The 16,384-nt window shown below is 57.7% G+C and carries 14 protein-coding genes and 1 pseudogene; 7 read left to right on the forward strand and 8 right to left on the reverse strand.

Annotated elements, in window-relative coordinates; all coding sequences use genetic code 11:
- Positions 1-16 precede the first annotated feature (16 nt).
- The 4 genes from accB (at position 17) to A7Q03_RS08205 (ending at position 3,511) form a co-directional block, all read left to right on the forward strand.
- A complete protein-coding gene (accB, locus tag A7Q03_RS08190; RefSeq protein WP_067448897.1) occupies positions 17-466 on the forward strand; it encodes an acetyl-CoA carboxylase biotin carboxyl carrier protein in 450 nt (149 codons plus the stop codon).
- A 60-nt stretch (positions 467-526) separates the two neighbouring features.
- Entirely contained in the window at positions 527-1,906 is a 1,380-nt protein-coding gene (gene accC / locus A7Q03_RS08195; protein ID WP_067448899.1) for an acetyl-CoA carboxylase biotin carboxylase subunit, read from the forward strand.
- A gap of 244 nt (positions 1,907-2,150) precedes the next feature.
- Positions 2,151-3,116 carry a S49 family peptidase gene (locus A7Q03_RS08200; RefSeq protein WP_067448901.1) on the forward strand — a complete coding sequence of 322 codons (966 nt, stop codon included), beginning with the start codon at positions 2,151-2,153 and terminating at the stop codon, positions 3,114-3,116.
- Positions 3,117-3,274: 158 nt separating this feature from the next.
- Positions 3,275-3,511, forward strand: a complete 237-nt coding sequence (locus A7Q03_RS08205; RefSeq protein WP_067439810.1) for a GlsB/YeaQ/YmgE family stress response membrane protein — start codon at positions 3,275-3,277, stop codon at positions 3,509-3,511.
- 246 nt (positions 3,512-3,757) lie between these two features.
- Here A7Q03_RS08205 and topA read toward each other — a convergent pair whose 3' ends face one another.
- From topA to dprA, 3 genes are all read right to left on the reverse strand, one after another.
- Entirely contained in the window at positions 3,758-6,058 is a 2,301-nt protein-coding gene (gene topA, locus A7Q03_RS08210; RefSeq protein ID WP_067448903.1) for a type I DNA topoisomerase, read from the reverse strand.
- A 188-nt stretch (positions 6,059-6,246) separates the two neighbouring features.
- On the reverse strand, positions 6,247-6,717 hold the full coding sequence (locus A7Q03_RS08215) for a DUF494 family protein (protein ID WP_067448905.1): 471 nt from the start codon (positions 6,715-6,717) through the stop codon (positions 6,247-6,249).
- Positions 6,714-7,952, reverse strand: coding sequence for a DNA-processing protein DprA (gene dprA, locus A7Q03_RS08220; RefSeq protein ID WP_067448907.1), 1,239 nt, complete (start codon positions 7,950-7,952; stop codon positions 6,714-6,716). The genes A7Q03_RS08215 and dprA overlap by 4 nt, the downstream gene beginning before the upstream one ends.
- Before the next feature lie 224 nt (positions 7,953-8,176).
- On the opposite strand from dprA, the gene A7Q03_RS08225 reads away from it, so the two are divergent.
- From A7Q03_RS08225 to A7Q03_RS08235, 3 genes are all read left to right on the forward strand, one after another.
- Positions 8,177-8,614 (forward strand): type II toxin-antitoxin system RatA family toxin, encoded by a 438-nt coding sequence (locus tag A7Q03_RS08225; protein ID WP_067448909.1) that lies wholly within the window; start codon positions 8,177-8,179, stop codon positions 8,612-8,614.
- Complete coding sequence (locus A7Q03_RS08230) at positions 8,607-8,912, forward strand: RnfH family protein (protein ID WP_067448911.1); 306 nt, start codon at positions 8,607-8,609, stop codon at positions 8,910-8,912. Before A7Q03_RS08225 ends, A7Q03_RS08230 begins: the two co-directional genes overlap by 8 nt.
- Before the next feature lie 115 nt (positions 8,913-9,027).
- The gene (locus A7Q03_RS08235; protein WP_067448913.1) at positions 9,028-11,049 is read left to right on the forward strand and encodes a UvrD-helicase domain-containing protein; all 2,022 of its coding nucleotides are present in this window, start codon (positions 9,028-9,030) and stop codon (positions 11,047-11,049) included.
- 53 nt (positions 11,050-11,102) lie between these two features.
- Here A7Q03_RS08235 and A7Q03_RS10265 read toward each other — a convergent pair.
- From A7Q03_RS10265 to A7Q03_RS08255, 5 genes and pseudogenes are all read right to left on the reverse strand, one after another.
- Positions 11,103-11,242: pseudogene (locus tag A7Q03_RS10265) on the reverse strand (IS1595 family transposase); the annotation flags it as partial.
- Positions 11,243-11,435: 193 nt separating this feature from the next.
- A complete protein-coding gene (apbC, locus tag A7Q03_RS08240) occupies positions 11,436-12,518 on the reverse strand; it encodes an iron-sulfur cluster carrier protein ApbC (protein WP_067448915.1) in 1,083 nt (360 codons plus the stop codon).
- Between the two features lie 100 nt (positions 12,519-12,618).
- On the reverse strand, positions 12,619-13,869 hold the full coding sequence (locus tag A7Q03_RS08245; RefSeq protein ID WP_067448917.1) for a cell division protein ZipA C-terminal FtsZ-binding domain-containing protein: 1,251 nt from the start codon (positions 13,867-13,869) through the stop codon (positions 12,619-12,621).
- 184 nt (positions 13,870-14,053) lie between these two features.
- On the reverse strand, positions 14,054-15,493 hold the full coding sequence (locus tag A7Q03_RS08250; protein WP_067448969.1) for a cell wall metabolism sensor histidine kinase WalK: 1,440 nt from the start codon (positions 15,491-15,493) through the stop codon (positions 14,054-14,056).
- A gap of 183 nt (positions 15,494-15,676) precedes the next feature.
- A complete protein-coding gene (locus A7Q03_RS08255; protein WP_067448919.1) occupies positions 15,677-16,354 on the reverse strand; it encodes a response regulator transcription factor in 678 nt (225 codons plus the stop codon).
- Positions 16,355-16,384 lie beyond the last annotated feature (30 nt).

The raw sequence follows: 16,384 nt of genomic DNA on the forward strand, positions 1-16,384 counted from the left end.
AAAAGGACCTCTAATTATGGATTTACGCAAACTCAAAAAACTCATCGACTTGGTGGAAGAATCCGGCATTGCCGAGATTGAAGTAACCGAAGGCGAAGAAAAAGTGCGCATCACCCGCTCGCTGGCCGCGCCGCAGCCTGTGTATGCCGCCGCGCCTGCTGTGGCCGCTGCTCCGGCTCCTGCCGCGCCCGTTGCAGCCGCAGGCGCGCCTGCCGCACCCGCCCGCGATTTGAGCAAAGCGCAAACCTCGCCCATGGTGGGCACTTTCTACCGCGCCCCCGGCCCGAACGCGCCGGTGTTTGTGGAAGTGGGCCAGAGCGTGAACGCCGGCGACACCTTGTGCATCATCGAAGCCATGAAGCTGATGAACGAAATCGAAGCCGAACGCAGCGGCGTGGTGAAAGAAATTCTGGTGGAAAACGGCCAGCCGGTAGAGTTTGGCGAGCCGCTGTTTATCATCGAATAATTTTTCAGGTAGCCTCCTGCTGCGGCATAAAGGCTACCTGAAAACCATAAGGCAAAGATTATGCTGAAAAAAGTCCTCATCGCCAACCGTGGTGAAATCGCCCTGCGCGTATTGCGCGCCTGCCGCGAAATGGGCATCGCCACCGTGGCCGTGCATTCCACTGCCGACAACGACAGCCTGCACGTTAAGCTGGCCGACGAATCCGTCTGCATCGGCCCCGCCCCCTCTGCGCAGAGCTATCTGCACATTCCCTCCATCATCGCCGCCGCCGAAGTAACCGGCGCCGACGCCGTCCACCCCGGCTACGGCTTCCTGGCTGAAAACGACCGTTTTGCCGAGCAGGTGGAAGAATCCGGCTTCATCTTCATCGGCCCGCGTGCCGATACCATCCGCCTGATGGGCGATAAAGTGTCTGCCAAGAAAGCCATGCTCGAATCCGGCGTGCCTTGCGTGCCCGGCTCAGACGGCGCACTTCCCGACGACCCCGACGAAATCCTCAAAACCGCCGAGCGCGTGGGCTACCCCGTGATCATCAAAGCTTCCGGTGGTGGCGGCGGGCGCGGTATGCGCGTGGTGGAAAAACGCGAAGACCTGATTAAGGCCGTGGAAATGACCAAGGCCGAAGCCGAAGCCGCCTTCGGCAATCCGATGGTGTATATGGAACGCTTCCTGCAACGCCCGCGCCACGTGGAAGTGCAGGTGCTGGCCGACGAGCACGGCAACGCCATTTATCTGGGCGAGCGCGACTGCTCCATGCAGCGCCGCCACCAAAAGGTGATCGAAGAAGCCCCTGCGCCCGGCATCACCGCCAAAGAGCGCGAGAAAATCGGCAAAGCCTGCGTGGCTGCCTGCAAACGCATTGGTTACCGCGGTGCCGGCACATTTGAATTTCTGTACGAGGACGGAGAATTCTTCTTCATCGAAATGAACACCCGCGTGCAGGTAGAACACCCCGTAACCGAGCTGATTACCGGCATCGACATCGTGCAGGAGCAGCTGCGCATCGCCGCCGGGCTGCCGCTGCAATACAAGCAGAAAGACGTGGTGATCCAAGGCCATGCCTTCGAATGCCGCATCAACGCCGAAGACCCCTACAGCTTCATCCCCAGTCCGGGCTGCATCACCAGCTGCCATCTGCCCGGCGGCTTCGGCGTGCGCGTGGACAGCCACATTTATCAGGGCTACCGCATTCCGCCGAACTACGACAGCCTCATCGGCAAAATCTGCGTGTATGGCAACGATCGCGAGCAGGCCATCGCCAAAATGCACGTTGCCCTCTCCGAGCTTACCGTGAGCGGCATCAAAACCAATGCCCTACTGCACGACGACCTATTCCGCGACCCCGGCTTCACCAAAGGCGGCGTGAGCATCCACTATCTGGAGCACTGGCTGGAAGAGCGCAAAGCCCAGCTGCAAGCTGAAAAGCAGGCTGAAAAATAGTTTGTTGTCAGATGAATAAAAGGCTACCTGAAAAGTGTTTCTGCTTTTCAGGTAGCTTTTGTTTTCAGGTAGTCAGTGGGTTAGCCGGCCCTAGACATCTTTGGTAGGCAACCATAAGGGCTACTTGAAACCGCTGCCGCCGCCGCGTGTTACAATAGCCACCCTTTCCCGTCGGAATCAGGCGCATACCGTTTTCAAGTATGCCCTTCCGGCATTCCACATCATTCCAAGAAAGTTACCCGCCATGAAACACATCATTCGCCGCAATAGCGAGCCGAACAGTGGCAACTGGGAGCGCGACACCCTGGAAAAACTCCTGCTCGAAGCTTACCGCGAGCAACGCCGTGCCCGCATTTGGAAGCTCATTTTCCGCCTGTTGCTCATCGCCTTCCTGGCTCTCTATCTGTTTGCCATTTTCGGCAATATAGGCAGCCTCAATCCCGCCGCTGCCGGGCCGCATACCGCAGTGATCCGCTTGGAAGGTGCGATTACCGCCGGCGAAAACCAGGCTGGCAAACTGCGCCAAGGCCTTGAAGCCGCCTATAAAAACAAACAGGTACGCGGCATCATCATCCGCGCCAACAGCCCTGGCGGCTCGCCCGTGGTATCTGGCGTAGCCTACCGCGAAATCCGACGCCTGCGCGCCGAGCATCCCAACATCCCCGTGTATATGGTGGCCGAAGACATGTGCGCCTCTGGCTGTTACTACATCGCCGCCGCCGCCGATAAAATCTATGCCGACTCCTCCAGCATCGTCGGCAGCATCGGCGTGATCGGCAGTAGCTTCGACCTCACCGGCCTGATGCACAATATGGGCATCCAACGCCGCCTGCGCACTGCTGGCAGTAACAAAGGCATGGGTGACCCCTTCAGCCCGGAAACCCCCGAGCAAACCGCCATTTGGCAAGGCATGCTGGACGACATCCACCAGCAATTCATCAAAGCCGTGCGCGACGGGCGCGGCAAACGCCTGCACGAAGCCGACCATCCCGACCTGTTCAGCGGCCGCGTATATACCGGCAACGAAGCTCTCAGAACCGGCCTCATCGATGGCCTGGGCGATATCTACAGCGTATCGCGCGATATCATCAAAGCCCCCGAGCTGGTGGACTACACCCCTGCCGATGACATCAGTCGCCTGTTCAGCAAAGGAGTAGGCACCAGCGTGCGCCAAAGCTTGCAGGAAGCGGTGCAGGAACAGCCGTGGTAGGAATTTAGTTTGTTGCTTTGGTTAAATAGGAAAGGCTACCTGAAAACGAGCTCCGCGAGTTTCTGCGAAGCTAAAATTCAGGTAGCCTTTATCTTGAAAAGCCGGCCGTTTGCCTGATATGTATGCCATCTAATCACACCATAAGAGGAAAACTAACCATGATCGGTACCATCATCATCGGCTTCATCATCGGTGTTTTGGCCAAATTCCTGTATCCGGGCGGGCAACGCTTGGGTATCATCATGACTACGCTACTCGGCATCGGTGGCTCGGTGCTGGCCAGCTGGGTTGGGCAGATGATGGGCTGGTATGCCATCGGGCAGCCAGCAGGCTGGGTTGCATCCACGCTGGGCGCCGTGGCTATTTTGGCTATTTTCGCGAACCTGCGGAAATAATGTCCCCCTACTGACAACCGAAAGCAGCCTCAACCGATAGCGGTTGATGGCTGCTTTTTTATGTTCTAGCGTTGTACGGTAAATCTATTTGCATCCAGGATAACGTTGGCCGGGTTTGCTGTACTTAACTACACTTCTGCGGCTAGCTGCTTTGTCCTAATTTAAATTTGATTTATATATTTGCTCAATAAAGGCTACCTGAAAAATATTGCTCATTTTCAGGTAGCCTTCCGTTTAGTTACGACTTTAGCCTTTCGGAGCGGGCGGTTCGATTTGCTCTTTCCAGCCGCACTCTTTCTGTGGGCAGAATTTTTCCACACCCCAGCGTTTGGTGGTTTTGATGGTGAGCACTGGCCAGTGGCATTTCGGGCATTCTTCGGCCACGGGCGGGTTCCAGGTGGCGTAGTCGCAGTCGGGGTAGGTGTTGCAGCTGTAGAACAGCTTGCCGTAGCGCGATTTGCGCTCGATCAGGCTGCCTTTGCCGCATTTGGGGCAGGCCACGCCGGTGTCTTTGGGTTTTTCCAAGGGTTCGATGTGTTTGCACTTGGGGTAGTTGGCACAGCCGATGAATTTTCCGAAACGGCCTTTTTTATACACAAGCTGACCGCCGCATTTAGGACATTCTCGCCCTTCTACGATGGTGGGCTCTTCAGCGGCTTTGGCAGCTTCGTCGGCGGTTTCGTTGAGATTGCGGGTGTAGTCGCAATCGGGGTAGCCGGAGCAGGCGATGAAGCGGCCGCGTTTGCCGAATTTGATTTGCAGCTTGTGTTGGCCGCATTTGGGGCAGGTTTCGTCCAGCTCTTCGGTGGTGATTTTGGCGCGCTCGATGCCGGCTTTTTCCTCAATCTGTTTGTGGAAGCCTTTCCAGAATTTGTCCATCACGGGAATCCACTGCCGCTTGCCGTTGGCAATGTCGTCGAGCTGGTCTTCTAGCTTGGCGGTAAAGTCGTAATCCACGTATTGGGTGAAGTGTTCGGTGAGGAATTTGTTCACGATTTCGCCGGTGTCGGTGGGCAGGAAACGGCGCTGGTCGATAGTTACGTATTCGCGGTCTTTCAGGGTTTTGATGATGCTGGCGTAGGTGGAGGGGCGGCCGATACCGAACTCCTCCAAGGCTTTTACCAGCGTGGCTTCGTTGAAGCGGGGCGGGGGCTGAGTGAAATGCTGCTCGCCGTAGAGTTTGTTCACAGGCAGAGCGTCGCCCACGGCCAATTCGGGCAGTTTTTTGTTGTCTTCATCCTCGTCGTCGTCATCGTGGCCCTCCTGATACACGCTCAAGAAGCCGGCAAATACAAGTACTTGGCCGGTAGCGCGGAACACACCTTCGCCCACGCCGATGTCCACAGTGGTGGCGTCGAATTTGGCTTCCACCATCTGGCAGGCCATGGTGCGCTGCCAAATCATTTGGTAAAGCTTGAATTGGTCGGCGGACAGGAAGGGCTTCACGCTCTCGGGCGTGCGGTACACCGAAGTGGGGCGGATGGCTTCGTGCGCCTCTTGGGCGTTTTTGGATTTGGTGCGGTACATGCGCGGCGATTTGGGCAGGAAATCGGCACCGATTTTGTTATCGATGTAGTGGTGGATTTCGGCCAATGCGTCTTGCGACAGGGTTACGCTGTCGGTACGCATATAAGTAATCAGGCCGACCGAGCCTTGGCCTACGTCCACGCCTTCAAACAGCTGCTGGGCGGTGCGCATGGTGCGGTCGGTGGTGAAGCTGAGCTTGCGTACGGCGTCTTGCTGCATGGTGGAGGTAGTGTAGGGCGCGGCGGGCTTGCGGGTGGCTTTTTTCTTCACCACGTCGAGCACTTGCGCGGGTTTGCCCTGCATGGCGGCCAACACGGCGGCCTGGGCGGCTTCGTTAGGCAGGGAGAACTGCTCCAGTTTGCCGCCCTGCCATTGGGTGAGTTTGGCGGCAAATTTTTGGCGGCCTTTGTGGCTGTCGAGGTGCACGCTCCAGTATTCCTGCGTTTCAAAGGCGCGGATTTCGTTTTCGCGCTCGCAAATCAGGCGCAGGGCGGGGCTTTGCACGCGGCCGGCGCTCAGGCCGCGTCGGATTTTCTTCCACAGCAGCGGGGAGAGGTTGAAGCCGACCAAGTAATCCAAGGCGCGGCGCGCCTGTTGCGCGTCCACCAAGCCCATATCGAGCTTGCGCGGCTGCTTGAGGGCTTCCTGCACGCCTTTTTTGGTAACCTCATGGAACACCACGCGCAGGGTGCGCTCGTCCAGATTTTTGATGCCGCGTTTGGATTTGAGGATTTCGTAGATATGCCAGGAAATGGCTTCGCCTTCGCGGTCCGGGTCGGTGGCCAGATAGAGGGTGTCGGCTTCTTTGGCAGCGGCCACGATGGCGTCGATGTGCTTTTTGCTCTTGGCCGGCACTTCGTATTTCATGGCGAAATCGTGCTCGGGATCGACGGCGCCGTTTTTCGGCACCAAATCGCGCACGTGGCCGAAGGAGGCCAATACTTCAAAATCGCTGCCCAGGTATTTCTTAATCGATTTGATTTTGTTGGGAGATTCCACAATCAGCAGGTTTTTCGACATAGTTTCCTCGCAAAATACTTTTGTTTCCGGCCACGCTGTAGCTGAAGAAATATTGTGCTTTAGCCAATAAAAGCAAGGTTTCAGGTAGCCTGAATCCATCTTGGTGCAAGAGCGCTGTATTCAATCAAAGGCTACCTGAAAATCTCAATCTTTCAGGTAGCCTTATATTATAAGAGCAGTGGCCTTTCTCAATTCATTACTGCTCGGCCATGCAGCAGGGCATTGACCAAATCGTCGCTGATGAGCATGGGCAGCTCGGATTTGTCTGCCCACAACACCAAGAGCGACAGCACTTTCACGTGTGCATCGGTGAGCGGCTCGTCTGCTTTGGCCGAAAGGTGCATCAGCGCAAGCAGCACAAATTCCCGCTGCTCCACAGAGAGAGCGCCGTTTTGCACCAAAAAGTGCAGCAAACCCAAAGCTTCGGGCGGCAAAGCGGCAAGCTCTTCGGGCAGATACACACGCATCGCCTGCTCTTCGCGGAAATTGCGGTGTAGCGAGCGGCTGCGTTCTTGGAGCACATTCATAAATAATAGCGTATCACGAATTTCCTCATCCTGGAAACCCACCTGTTCCAAGAGGCTGCCCAAGGCCTCGCTGCGCGGGCAGGTGTCGAAGTCTTGGAAGTTGTTTATCAAAAATGCAATTACATCAATCATTTGGCATTCCTGTTTGGAGCAATACGTTGGTAACGGCCGCCGGAGAGTGGGGCAATTTGGCCGTTGATTTCTAATAGAGTCAGTTCGGCATACACATCGGCAGCGGGCAGTTTGAGCCGCTCGGCCAGGCTGTCGGGGTGTACTGCATCGTAGCCCATGGCTTGCAGCAGCGGCGAGGTTTCCGTTTCGGTCGGCTCCGGCACGGTATCGGCCAAGACGGGCTGTTCGCTTGGGAGCGATTCAGTTTCACGATGCTCGCCAGCTTCATTTTTGTTTCGCAGAAACTCGCTACGCTCGTTTTCAGGTAGCCTTTTGGTTTGAGCTGCCGTTTGGCGGTTAGGCGATACGGTTTGCGGCAGCTGCGGGCATTCTTCCAAAATATCGGCCAGCGTTTCGGTGAGCTTCGCGCCTTGCTTAATCAGCGCATGGCAACCTTTGCTGTGCGGATTGTCGATAGAGCCGGGCACGGCGAACACTTCGCGCCCCATGTCTGCCGCCAGCCGCGCGGTAATCAGAGAGCCGGATTCCACAGCGGCTTCCACCACCAGCACGGCGGAGGAGAGAGCGGCAATCAAGCGGTTGCGGCGCGGGAAGTTACCGGCCAGCGGACGCGTGCCCAAGGGGAACTCGGAGAGCACACAGCCTTGTTCGGCAATGCTGTGCGCCAAGGCTTTATTGGCCACAGGATACACGCGGTCGATGCCCGTGCCCCACACCGCCACCGTGCCGCCCTGCCTGCGCAATGCGCCTTCGTGGGCGGCGCTGTCAATGCCGGCGGCCATGCCGGATACGGTTACGATGCCGGCTGCAGCCAAGGCTTCGCCGAACTCACCGGCAATCCGCATCGCTTGCGGCGTGGCGTGCCGGCTGCCCACGATGGCCACTGAAGGCCGATGCAGCCATTCAGTATTGCCGCGGGCAAACAATAAGGGCGGGGCGGTGATGCCTTCGCCCAATTGCGGCGGAAAATCTGCGTCGCAAGCCAACAATAAACGGCAGTTTTCCTGCTGCTCCCATGCCAGCGCGGCTTCGGCAGTGGCCTCGGCCTCGTGGCGGCGGCTGCGCCAGGCTTCCTGCGCCGGGCGGCTGGGCAGAATGGCGCCCACTTCCTGCTCGGCAGCCCACACGGCGTCGGCCGAGCCGTAGTGGCGGCACAATTCGTAAAACGTTTCCGCGCCGATATACGGCATCAGCGCAAGCTGTATCCAAGCCAAACGTTCTGCGGAGTTTTCCATGTGTTTTACGTGTGCGGGGAATGGGGTTGGGGAAGTAGGTCGGCGACTGCCGAGCGGTATTGAACAAACTTCAAGCAAGTTTCGAGCCAAGAATGGCAAGCAACAAATAATCTATTGTTTCAAATTGATAATCTATGTTTTTATGCGCCATATGCGTGCTTGGCGGTGGGGCGGTTTGGCGTTTCGCTATATAATGCGCACTTTGCATTGCCAAGGCCGTTTGTATGTCGCTCAAAACCGTGAAGAAATCCCTGCTCGTGCCGCATTCTGCCGAGCAGATGTTCGAGCTGGTGGACAAAGCGGAGGATTATCCGCAGTTTCTGCCGTGGTACAGCCGCACCGAAATCATCCAGCGCAGCGGCAACGAATTGAAAGCACGGCTGTTTATGGACTATATGGGCGTGCGCCAATCGTTTGCCACACACAACCGCAACATCCCCAGCCGCGAAATCCGCATGGTGCTGCTGGAAGGCCCGTTTAAAAGCCTGAACGGAACTTGGCACTTCCTGCCCTTGGGCGACGATGCCTGCAAAGTGGAATTCGAGCTGCACTACGAATTTTCCAGCCGCGTGCTCTCCGCGCTCATCAGCCCCGTGTTCAGCCACATTAGCGGCACGCTGGTGGACGCTTTCGTGAAAGAGGCAGGCCGCCGCTATGCCTAACGATACCCCGCTCAATATCGAAGTGGCCTATGCTGAGCCGGGCAAACAACGCCTGCTGGCTTTTCAGGTAGCCTGCGGCACCACCGCGCGGCAGGCCGTGCTGCAATCCGCCTTGCCAACCGAATTTCCGCACGTGGATTTTGCTGCCGCGCCCATCGGCATCTTCGGCAAAAAAGTGAAAGACAGCACCCCGCTGCGCACAGGCGACCGTGTGGAAGTGTACCGCGCCCTGCTCATCGACCCGAAAGAAAACCGCCGCCGCAAAGCCGCCGCCAAACAGAAAAAAGAGGCTACCTGAAAATCAGGCAAACTATTTTCAGGTAGCCTGCATCCATTACCCAAACCACCCAAAGGCTACCTGAAAACGAGCGTAGCGAGTTTCGCCAAAACCCAAGCAGCCCTTATCCACCCCCATGTCCACATCCCCCTTCCAACTCAACCCCCAGCAGCTCGAAGCCGTGCATTATCTCGGCGGCCCCCTGTTTGTGCTGGCCGGCGCCGGCAGCGGCAAAACCCGCGTGATCACCGAAAAAATCGCCCACCTCATCCGCGAAGTGGGCTACGCCCCGCACAACATCGCCGCCATCACCTTCACCAACAAAGCCGCCGCCGAAATGCAGGAGCGCACCGCCGCCATGCTCGGCAGCCGCCAAACCCGCGGGCTTACCGTCTGCACCTTCCACTCGCTGGGTATGCGCCTCTTGCGCGAAGAAGCCCAGCACATCGGCTACAAACAAAACTTCTCCGTGTTCGACGGCTCCGACAGCGGCAAAATCATCGCCGAGCTGCTCGGCAGCAGCGGCCGCGACGCCGTTTTCCGCGCCCAGCACAAAATCTCCCTGTGGAAAAATGACCTCCTCACCCCCGAGCAAGCCTTTCAGGTAGCCTCCAACGAATGGGAACGCCAAACCGCCCAACTCTACGCAGGCTATCAGGAAACCCTGCACAGCTACCAAGCCGTCGATTTCGACGACCTCATCCTCCTACCCACCCGCCTGCTGCAAAACGAAGCCGGCATCCGAATCAAATGGCAGATGCGCTTGCTGCACCTTTTGGTGGACGAATGCCAGGACACCAACACCTGCCAATACACCCTCATGAAGCTGCTCACCGGCGCCGAAGGCCGCTTCACCACCGTGGGCGACGACGACCAAAGCATCTACGCCTGGCGCGGCGCCAACATGGAAAACCTCCGCCTGCTCCAGCAAGACTACCCTGCCCTCAAAATCATCAAGCTCGAGCAAAACTACCGCTCCTCCGCCCGCATCCTGCGCGTGGCCAACCAAGTTATCGCCAACAACCCCAAGCTCTTCCCCAAAACCCTCTGGAGCCAATACGGCGAAGGCGAGCCCGTGCGCATCATTGCCTGCCAAAACGAACAACACGAAGCCGAATACGCCGCCGGCAGCATCATCCGCCGGCGCAATCAAAGCGGCGACAGTCTCAACTACGCCGACTTTGCCATCCTCTACCGCAGCAACCACCAAGCCCGCCTGTTTGAAGAAGCCCTGCGCAGCGCCCACATTCCCTACCGCGTTTCCGGTGGCCAAAGCTTCTTTGAAAAAGCCGAAATCAAAGACATCCTCGCCTACCTGCGCCTGCTCGCCAACCCCGACGACGACCCCGCCTTCCTACGCGCCGCCACCACCCCCAAACGTGGCATCGGCGACGCCACCCTCAGCAGCCTCAACCGCTACGCAGCCGCCGCCTCCTGCAGCCTCTACGCCGCCGCCAACACCGCCGAAGCCCTAGCCCAGCTCCCCGCCGCCGGCCGCGAAGCCCTGCGCCAGTTCACTGCCCTCATGCAAAGCTACCAAAGCCGTGCCCAAAGCGAGCCCGCCGGCAGCCTCATCCAAGAGCTCCTGGCCGACATCCGCTACGAAACCTACCTGCTCGAACACGAAGAAGGCAAAAGTGGCGAAATCAAATGGCGCAATGTGCAAGATTTATGCGCCTGGCTGGCCAGAAAAGGCGAACAAGACGGCAAAACCCTGATCGAACTTTCCCAAACCATCGCCCTGATGAACCTGCTCGACAGCCGCAGCAAAGAAGAAACCGACACCGTAACCCTCTCCACCCTGCACGCCTCCAAAGGCCTCGAATACCCCCACGTTATCCTCGCCGGCTGCGAAGAAGGCCTCTTCCCCCATGCCGACAGCGTAGAAGAAGGTAACCTCGACGAAGAACGCCGCCTCATGTATGTCGGCATCACCCGCGCCAAACACAGCCTCACCCTCATCCACTGTGTCAAACGCCGCCGCCAAGGCGGCTGGCAATTCCCCGAGCCCAGCCGCTTTATCGACGAAATGCCCCAAGCCGACCTCAAAATCCTCGGCCGCAAAGGCGGCGAACCCATCGTGAGCCACGAAGAAGGTAAAGCCAACCTGCGCAGCATGCTCGATATGCTCAACGCCAAAATGGGGCAGAAAAAATAAGGGACTGACGTAGATTAGCCTTAAATTCCACACTATCCCCGCAGGATTTTAAGCTACCGGGATGGTGTATTGAAGTTAAATCGAAATTCGCACCTTTTCAAGAATAGTGGGAAATATTGCAGTCGATTCCGTTGTATTTATGTAAGACGTGCTTTGCCTGATTACAAAAATTTTCGATGCCGTTGATGCAGTTCCCGTAGTCTGTAAACCGGCTCGTACGGTCAGCCCGGCATGTTGCCAACGGCCTCCGCCTAGTAAGGCTACCTGAAAGCATCAGCTTCAGTGACGTGAAAACCAAGCTGCGGTTTGCCCCCCCGTTCCCCTGTTAGCCCACATCGGACGGGGAATGGTTTTCAGGTAGCCTTTTCGTATTTCAGCTGCGAAGTTTATTCCACCACAATCTGCGGGAAACGGTTGCTGAAGTCTTTGCCTTTGGCGGCCACGGCCAGGGCGGTTTGCCAGGCAGCTTCGGTGTAGATTTGGGCGATGGCGGGGTGGGCAGCCTGCATTTGGGCGGCGCTGCCGCTATCCATGGCTTCGCGCACGGGCAGGCTCAGGGGCAGCTGGCCCAGCAGCGGCACGCCGAGGCGTTCGGCCAGCGCTTTGCCGCCGTCTTGGCCGAAAATGGGCTCGTGGTAGCCGCAATGGCTGCAAATGTGCACCGACATGTTTTCCAGCACGCCGAAAATGGGGATGTTGACTTTGCCGAACATGTCCACGGCTTTGCGCGCGTCGATCAGGGCGATGTCTTGCGGGGTGGTGACCACGATAGAGCCAGTAACGGGGATTTTCTGTGACAAGGTGAGCTGGATGTCGCCGGTGCCAGGCGGCAGATCGACAAACAGGTAGTCTACGTTGTCCCATTCGCTTTGAAACAGCAGCTGCTGCAGGGCTCGGCTCACCATGGGGCCGCGCCACACCACGGCTTGGTCGGTGTCCACCAGAAAGCCGATAGACATCACTTGGATGCCTTCGGCCGAGCGCACGGGGATGAAGTGCTTGTTTTCCTGCTGCGGTTTGCCGGCAGGCACGCCGAGCATGGTGGGCTGGCTGGGGCCGTAGAGGTCGGCATCAAGAATGCCCACGCGCGCGCCCATGTTGTGCAGCGCTACGGCGAGGTTGGCGGCGGTGGTGGATTTGCCCACGCCGCCTTTGCCGGAGGCGACGGCGATGATGTTTTTCACGCCGCTGATGGTGCGCACGCCGGGCTGGACTTTGCGGGCGGTGATTTCGCTGCGGATATTGGTTTGCACGTTTTGGGTGTAACCGGCTTGGGCCAGCGCAGCGGCGATGTTTTGCTTGAGCCGGTCGGCAATGTGGCCGACGGGAAAGCCGAAGCAGAGTTCGATTTGCAGGCCGTCGGCGGTTGGTTCGATGGCTTGCAGGGCATGGCTGCTGCCGACGGTGAGGCTGCTGTTGGGGATGGCGACGGCCTCGACGGCGGCGCGCAGGGCGTTATCGTTATGCATGATGTTTTTCCTTGAGGTGTGTGGATTGGGGAAACAGGCTACCTGAAAACGGGAAATGCCGTTTCAGGTAGCCTGTTTGGCTGGCGTTCTAGCGGGTTGGCTACGAGAACAGCCGTTTGGCCAGCTCGCTGCCGGGCTCGATGCCCACCCGTTTCATCTCGTCTTGCCGCGCCACCACATAGCTGCGGATTTCTTTCAGCCATTGGGTGGAAAGCTCTTCGAGTTTGTCGTTTACCAAATCCAGGCCGAGCATGCTGGAAAGCTTAACCGCGATATCCATGAAGCGGTTGAAGTTTTTCTCGCCGTCGGGGATGTGCGGGGCATCAAACAGCATGCTGATGCCGCGGTAGTTTTGGGTGGAGAGCAGGGTGGCGGTGAAGGCGCTGTTGTCGAGGGTGGAGATGGCAAACAGCGGCTCGCCTTTGGCGTCGTTCAGGTAGAACATGCCGTCGTGGGAAAGCTCGAAGCCTTGGCGCTCTATGGCGTTGCGCAATTCCACGCCGCTCACGTTGTTGCGGGACACCAAATGAATGGCGATGGTTTGATCCACGCGGGCGCACAGATCGTCCAGCGGGCGGGCGATGGAGAGGAAGGTGTCGATGTCGGTGAGCAGCAGGCCGCCGTCCATTTTCTCGGCAAAGGCGTTGGCCTGTTCGCCGAATTGTTCCAAATCGGCAATGCTGGCCAAGCCGTTGCGGCTGATGGCTTGCAGACCGATCACGAAGCCTTGGTAGTACACGCTGGGAATCGGCTCAGCAATTTGGAAACGGTCGTCCATGGTGCAGCCGGCGATACGGAAGCGGTGGCGGCTGGAAAGGCGCGGCATGGCGTGCAATTCCTGCGGCTCTTTCAGGGAGATGTAGCAGAGGTAGTCGAAGCGGCTGTCGAACCAGGGTAGTTGCTGTTTGGCCAAATCCTGCAAATCGAGCAGCAGCTTGCGTTTGGCGGGCTCTTGGGTTTGCGAGGGCGCGGCGGCTGGTATGGGTTGGAAGTTGAAAGCAGGGGCTTTAACGGCGGGCTCGGCCTGCAATATGGGCTCGGCCGGGGTGTTGTCGGGTTCGGCAGGCGTTTCGGCAACGGGGATTTCGTCGGCCTGTTTGCCCGAGCGGCTGAATTTGATGAAGGCTGGCTGCAGGCGCGGGGCAGCCTCTGTTTCGGCGGCGAGGGCTTGCTGCTGGCCGTCGCGCACGGAATGGGTGTAGCTTTCCATCAGCGCGTCTTTATCGGCATGGCCGAACTGGGCGCGGATGGAATCGCGGTATTTCTTTTCCTGATAGGTGTTGTACAGCAATACGCCGAACACGGGGGCGAAAATGAGGATGGCGATAATTAGAATGGTGTTGGTGCTCATTGATACTTCCGAATGGGGTGCTGTCGAAACAGCGGAATTATATAGCGAAAAGACTTTCTTTCCCATAGATGGCCATTTCAAATAAAGCCATATTGTGTTGGTTTGGTTTGAAACGATTATTGGAGCGCGGGAGGAGTAAGGCTACCTGAAAGATACGTGCTATACAACGGCAACGGCTTCCTGTTTATTTGTCCTCATCCTGCCCGTGCTCTTTTCCTTCGCGTTCTTTTTTTTCCTGCTTCTGCTGCTTGGCGGTGAGCTCGGGCAGCTCAAAGTGGATGTTCAGGCCGTTGGGCTGCACGTTGGCGGCACTGATGCGGCCGTGGTGTTTGCCGATAACGTGGCGGGCAATGGCCAAACCGAGGCCAGTGCCGGGTTTGTGCGCGCCGCTGTCGGCGCGGTAGAAGGCGGTGAAGATGTGCGGCAGCTGGCGTTCGTCCACACCGGGGCCGTTGTCGGCAATGTCGATGTGCCAATGGTGTTTGTGGCCGGAGAGGCAGATGTGGATTTTGCTGCCTTCGGGGCCGTAGGCCATAGCATTGCGCAAGACGTTGTCGAAAGCGCGGTAGAGGTAGCCCTCATTGGCGGAAACAGTGGCGTCGGCATCGGCGGGGTCGTAGTGGAAATCGATTTGCTGATTGTTTTGGCAGGCGATGGCGCGACAGTCTTCTACCAGGTTTTCCAAAAAGGGCACGAGCTTGAGCGGGTCTTTTTCCATTTCCACGTTGGCAGTTTCCAAACGGGAGAGGGTGAGCAACTCGCCCACGAGTTTGTCCATGCGGGTGAGCTCAGATTCGAGGCGCTTGATGTTTTGCTCCTGTTTGTGCGGCTGCACTTGCAGCAGGGCAAGCAGCGCCTGCATACGCGCCAGCGGGGAGCGCATTTCGTGTGAAACGTGGTGCAGCAGATGGCGTTCGCGTTCCACCAGTTTTTGCAGGCGGCTGGCCATGTGGTCGAATTGGACGGCGAGTTTGGCCAGCTCATCGCGCCGACCGAGCAGCTGGTGGGAAATGCGGGTTTCAAGGTCGCCTTCGGCCAGACGGCTCATGCCGCGTTCCAGCGTGCGGATGGGTTGAGAGATATTGCGGGCGAGGATGTAGGCTAAGAGCAGGCCGACGATGATGATGAAGCTGAGGATGATGAGCTCGTGCCACACGGGCGCCATTTCCATGCCGGGAATCATCAGCGGGGAAGGCGGGCGGGTAGGCTGCTGTTTGTCCCAGTCGGCCAACATGAAGATATATTCTTCGCCCAAGGGGTCGTAGGCCACACGCACTGCGCGGGAGTTGGGATATTCAGAGGCGAATTTGCGTGCGGCGAGGATGCGCGAGGGCTCAATCTGACGCTGAAAAATATCGGTTTTGCTGTCGCCGGAAATTACTAGGATATTGTCGAAGGTGGGGGTATTGTTCCAGTCTTGCAGGGTTTCGCGTACACCGGAGAGGCCGCGGGTTTGGAACACGGTTACAGTGCTGTTGAGCAGGCCAGTTTCAAAGGCGCGCTGCTGTTTGAAACGGCTTTCGGCCATTTTGTCTTGCACCAGCCAGAAGGAGAAGCTGGCCACGAAAATGGCGGCGATGATGACGAAAAAAAAGGTGAGGAAAATCCGCTGGAACAGTTTCATGAATATGCTTTGGCGGGAAGGTCTGGCAGGCCACAAAACAATGCCGCCATCAGTCGGTTTGGGCTTGGCGGCGGCCGTTGGGTGAATGGCGCAAATGAAGAAGCGGTATTTCAAGTAGCCTTTATCTCGTTCGATGGAGGCTACTTGAAAGCGTAAGCTTCAACACAAGTTAAAATCAAAACATCAGTTTTTCACAAACAAATAACCTAGGCCGCGCACGGTTTGGATGAGTGAGGCATCGCCCAGTTTATGGCGGATGCTGGAAATATGCACGTCGATGCTGCGGTCGAACTTGGCTAGCTTGCGGTCGAGTGCTTCGAGAGAGAGGGTTTCTTTGTTTACCACCTGGCCGGCGTGACGCATCAGCACTTCCAGCAGGTTGAACTCGGTGCTGGTAAGTTCCAGCGGGGCTTCGTTGATGGTGGCTTGGCGTTTGGCTGGGTAGAGGGTTACACCGCTCACGGAAATCACATTGGGCGTGCTGTTGTCCGGCTCGGCCAGGCGGGTGCGGCGCAGGATGGCGTTGATGCGCGCTAAGAGTTCGCGCGGCTGGCAAGGCTTAGGCACATAGTCGTCGGCACCCATTTCCAAGCCGATGATGCGGTCGATGTCGTCGCCTTTGGCAGTAAGCATAATGATGGGGATTTTGCTCTGCTGGCGCACGGTTTTGAGCACATCCAGCCCGCTGAGCTTGGGCATCATGGAATCCAGCACCACCACATTGTAGTTGCCAGAGAGAATTTCGCTTACGCCGGCTTCGCCGTCCGGCACGCTGCTAACTTCCAGCCCTTCGGCGCTCAGGTATTCGGTTAAGAGCTCGGTGAGCAGGGCGTCATCGTCTACCAATAAAACACGGTTCATACTTACTCCTTAGTATTTTATGTGCCGTTG

The sequence above is a fragment of the Eikenella sp. NML99-0057 genome (genome assembly GCF_001648535.1).
Classification (GTDB): domain Bacteria; phylum Pseudomonadota; class Gammaproteobacteria; order Burkholderiales; family Neisseriaceae; genus Eikenella; species Eikenella exigua.

What these genes read in the sequence shown, in the direction of transcription:
- accB (WP_067448897.1), top strand. Translation starts at nt 17, where the DNA reads ATGGATTTACGCAAACTCAAAAAACTCATCGACTTGGTGGAAGAATCC.
- accC (WP_067448899.1), top strand. Translation starts at nt 527, where the DNA reads ATGCTGAAAAAAGTCCTCATCGCCAACCGTGGTGAAATCGCCCTGCGC.
- A7Q03_RS08200 (WP_067448901.1), top strand. Translation starts at nt 2,151, where the DNA reads ATGAAACACATCATTCGCCGCAATAGCGAGCCGAACAGTGGCAACTGG.
- A7Q03_RS08205 (WP_067439810.1), top strand. Translation starts at nt 3,275, where the DNA reads ATGATCGGTACCATCATCATCGGCTTCATCATCGGTGTTTTGGCCAAA.
- topA (WP_067448903.1), bottom strand. Translation starts at nt 6,058, where the DNA reads ATGTCGAAAAACCTGCTGATTGTGGAATCTCCCAACAAAATCAAATCG.
- A7Q03_RS08215 (WP_067448905.1), bottom strand. Translation starts at nt 6,717, where the DNA reads ATGATTGATGTAATTGCATTTTTGATAAACAACTTCCAAGACTTCGAC.
- dprA (WP_067448907.1), bottom strand. Translation starts at nt 7,952, where the DNA reads ATGGAAAACTCCGCAGAACGTTTGGCTTGGATACAGCTTGCGCTGATG.
- A7Q03_RS08225 (WP_067448909.1), top strand. Translation starts at nt 8,177, where the DNA reads ATGTCGCTCAAAACCGTGAAGAAATCCCTGCTCGTGCCGCATTCTGCC.
- A7Q03_RS08230 (WP_067448911.1), top strand. Translation starts at nt 8,607, where the DNA reads ATGCCTAACGATACCCCGCTCAATATCGAAGTGGCCTATGCTGAGCCG.
- A7Q03_RS08235 (WP_067448913.1), top strand. Translation starts at nt 9,028, where the DNA reads ATGTCCACATCCCCCTTCCAACTCAACCCCCAGCAGCTCGAAGCCGTG.
- apbC (WP_067448915.1), bottom strand. Translation starts at nt 12,518, where the DNA reads ATGCATAACGATAACGCCCTGCGCGCCGCCGTCGAGGCCGTCGCCATC.
- A7Q03_RS08245 (WP_067448917.1), bottom strand. Translation starts at nt 13,869, where the DNA reads ATGAGCACCAACACCATTCTAATTATCGCCATCCTCATTTTCGCCCCC.
- A7Q03_RS08250 (WP_067448969.1), bottom strand. Translation starts at nt 15,493, where the DNA reads ATGAAACTGTTCCAGCGGATTTTCCTCACCTTTTTTTTCGTCATCATC.
- A7Q03_RS08255 (WP_067448919.1), bottom strand. Translation starts at nt 16,354, where the DNA reads ATGAACCGTGTTTTATTGGTAGACGATGACGCCCTGCTCACCGAGCTC.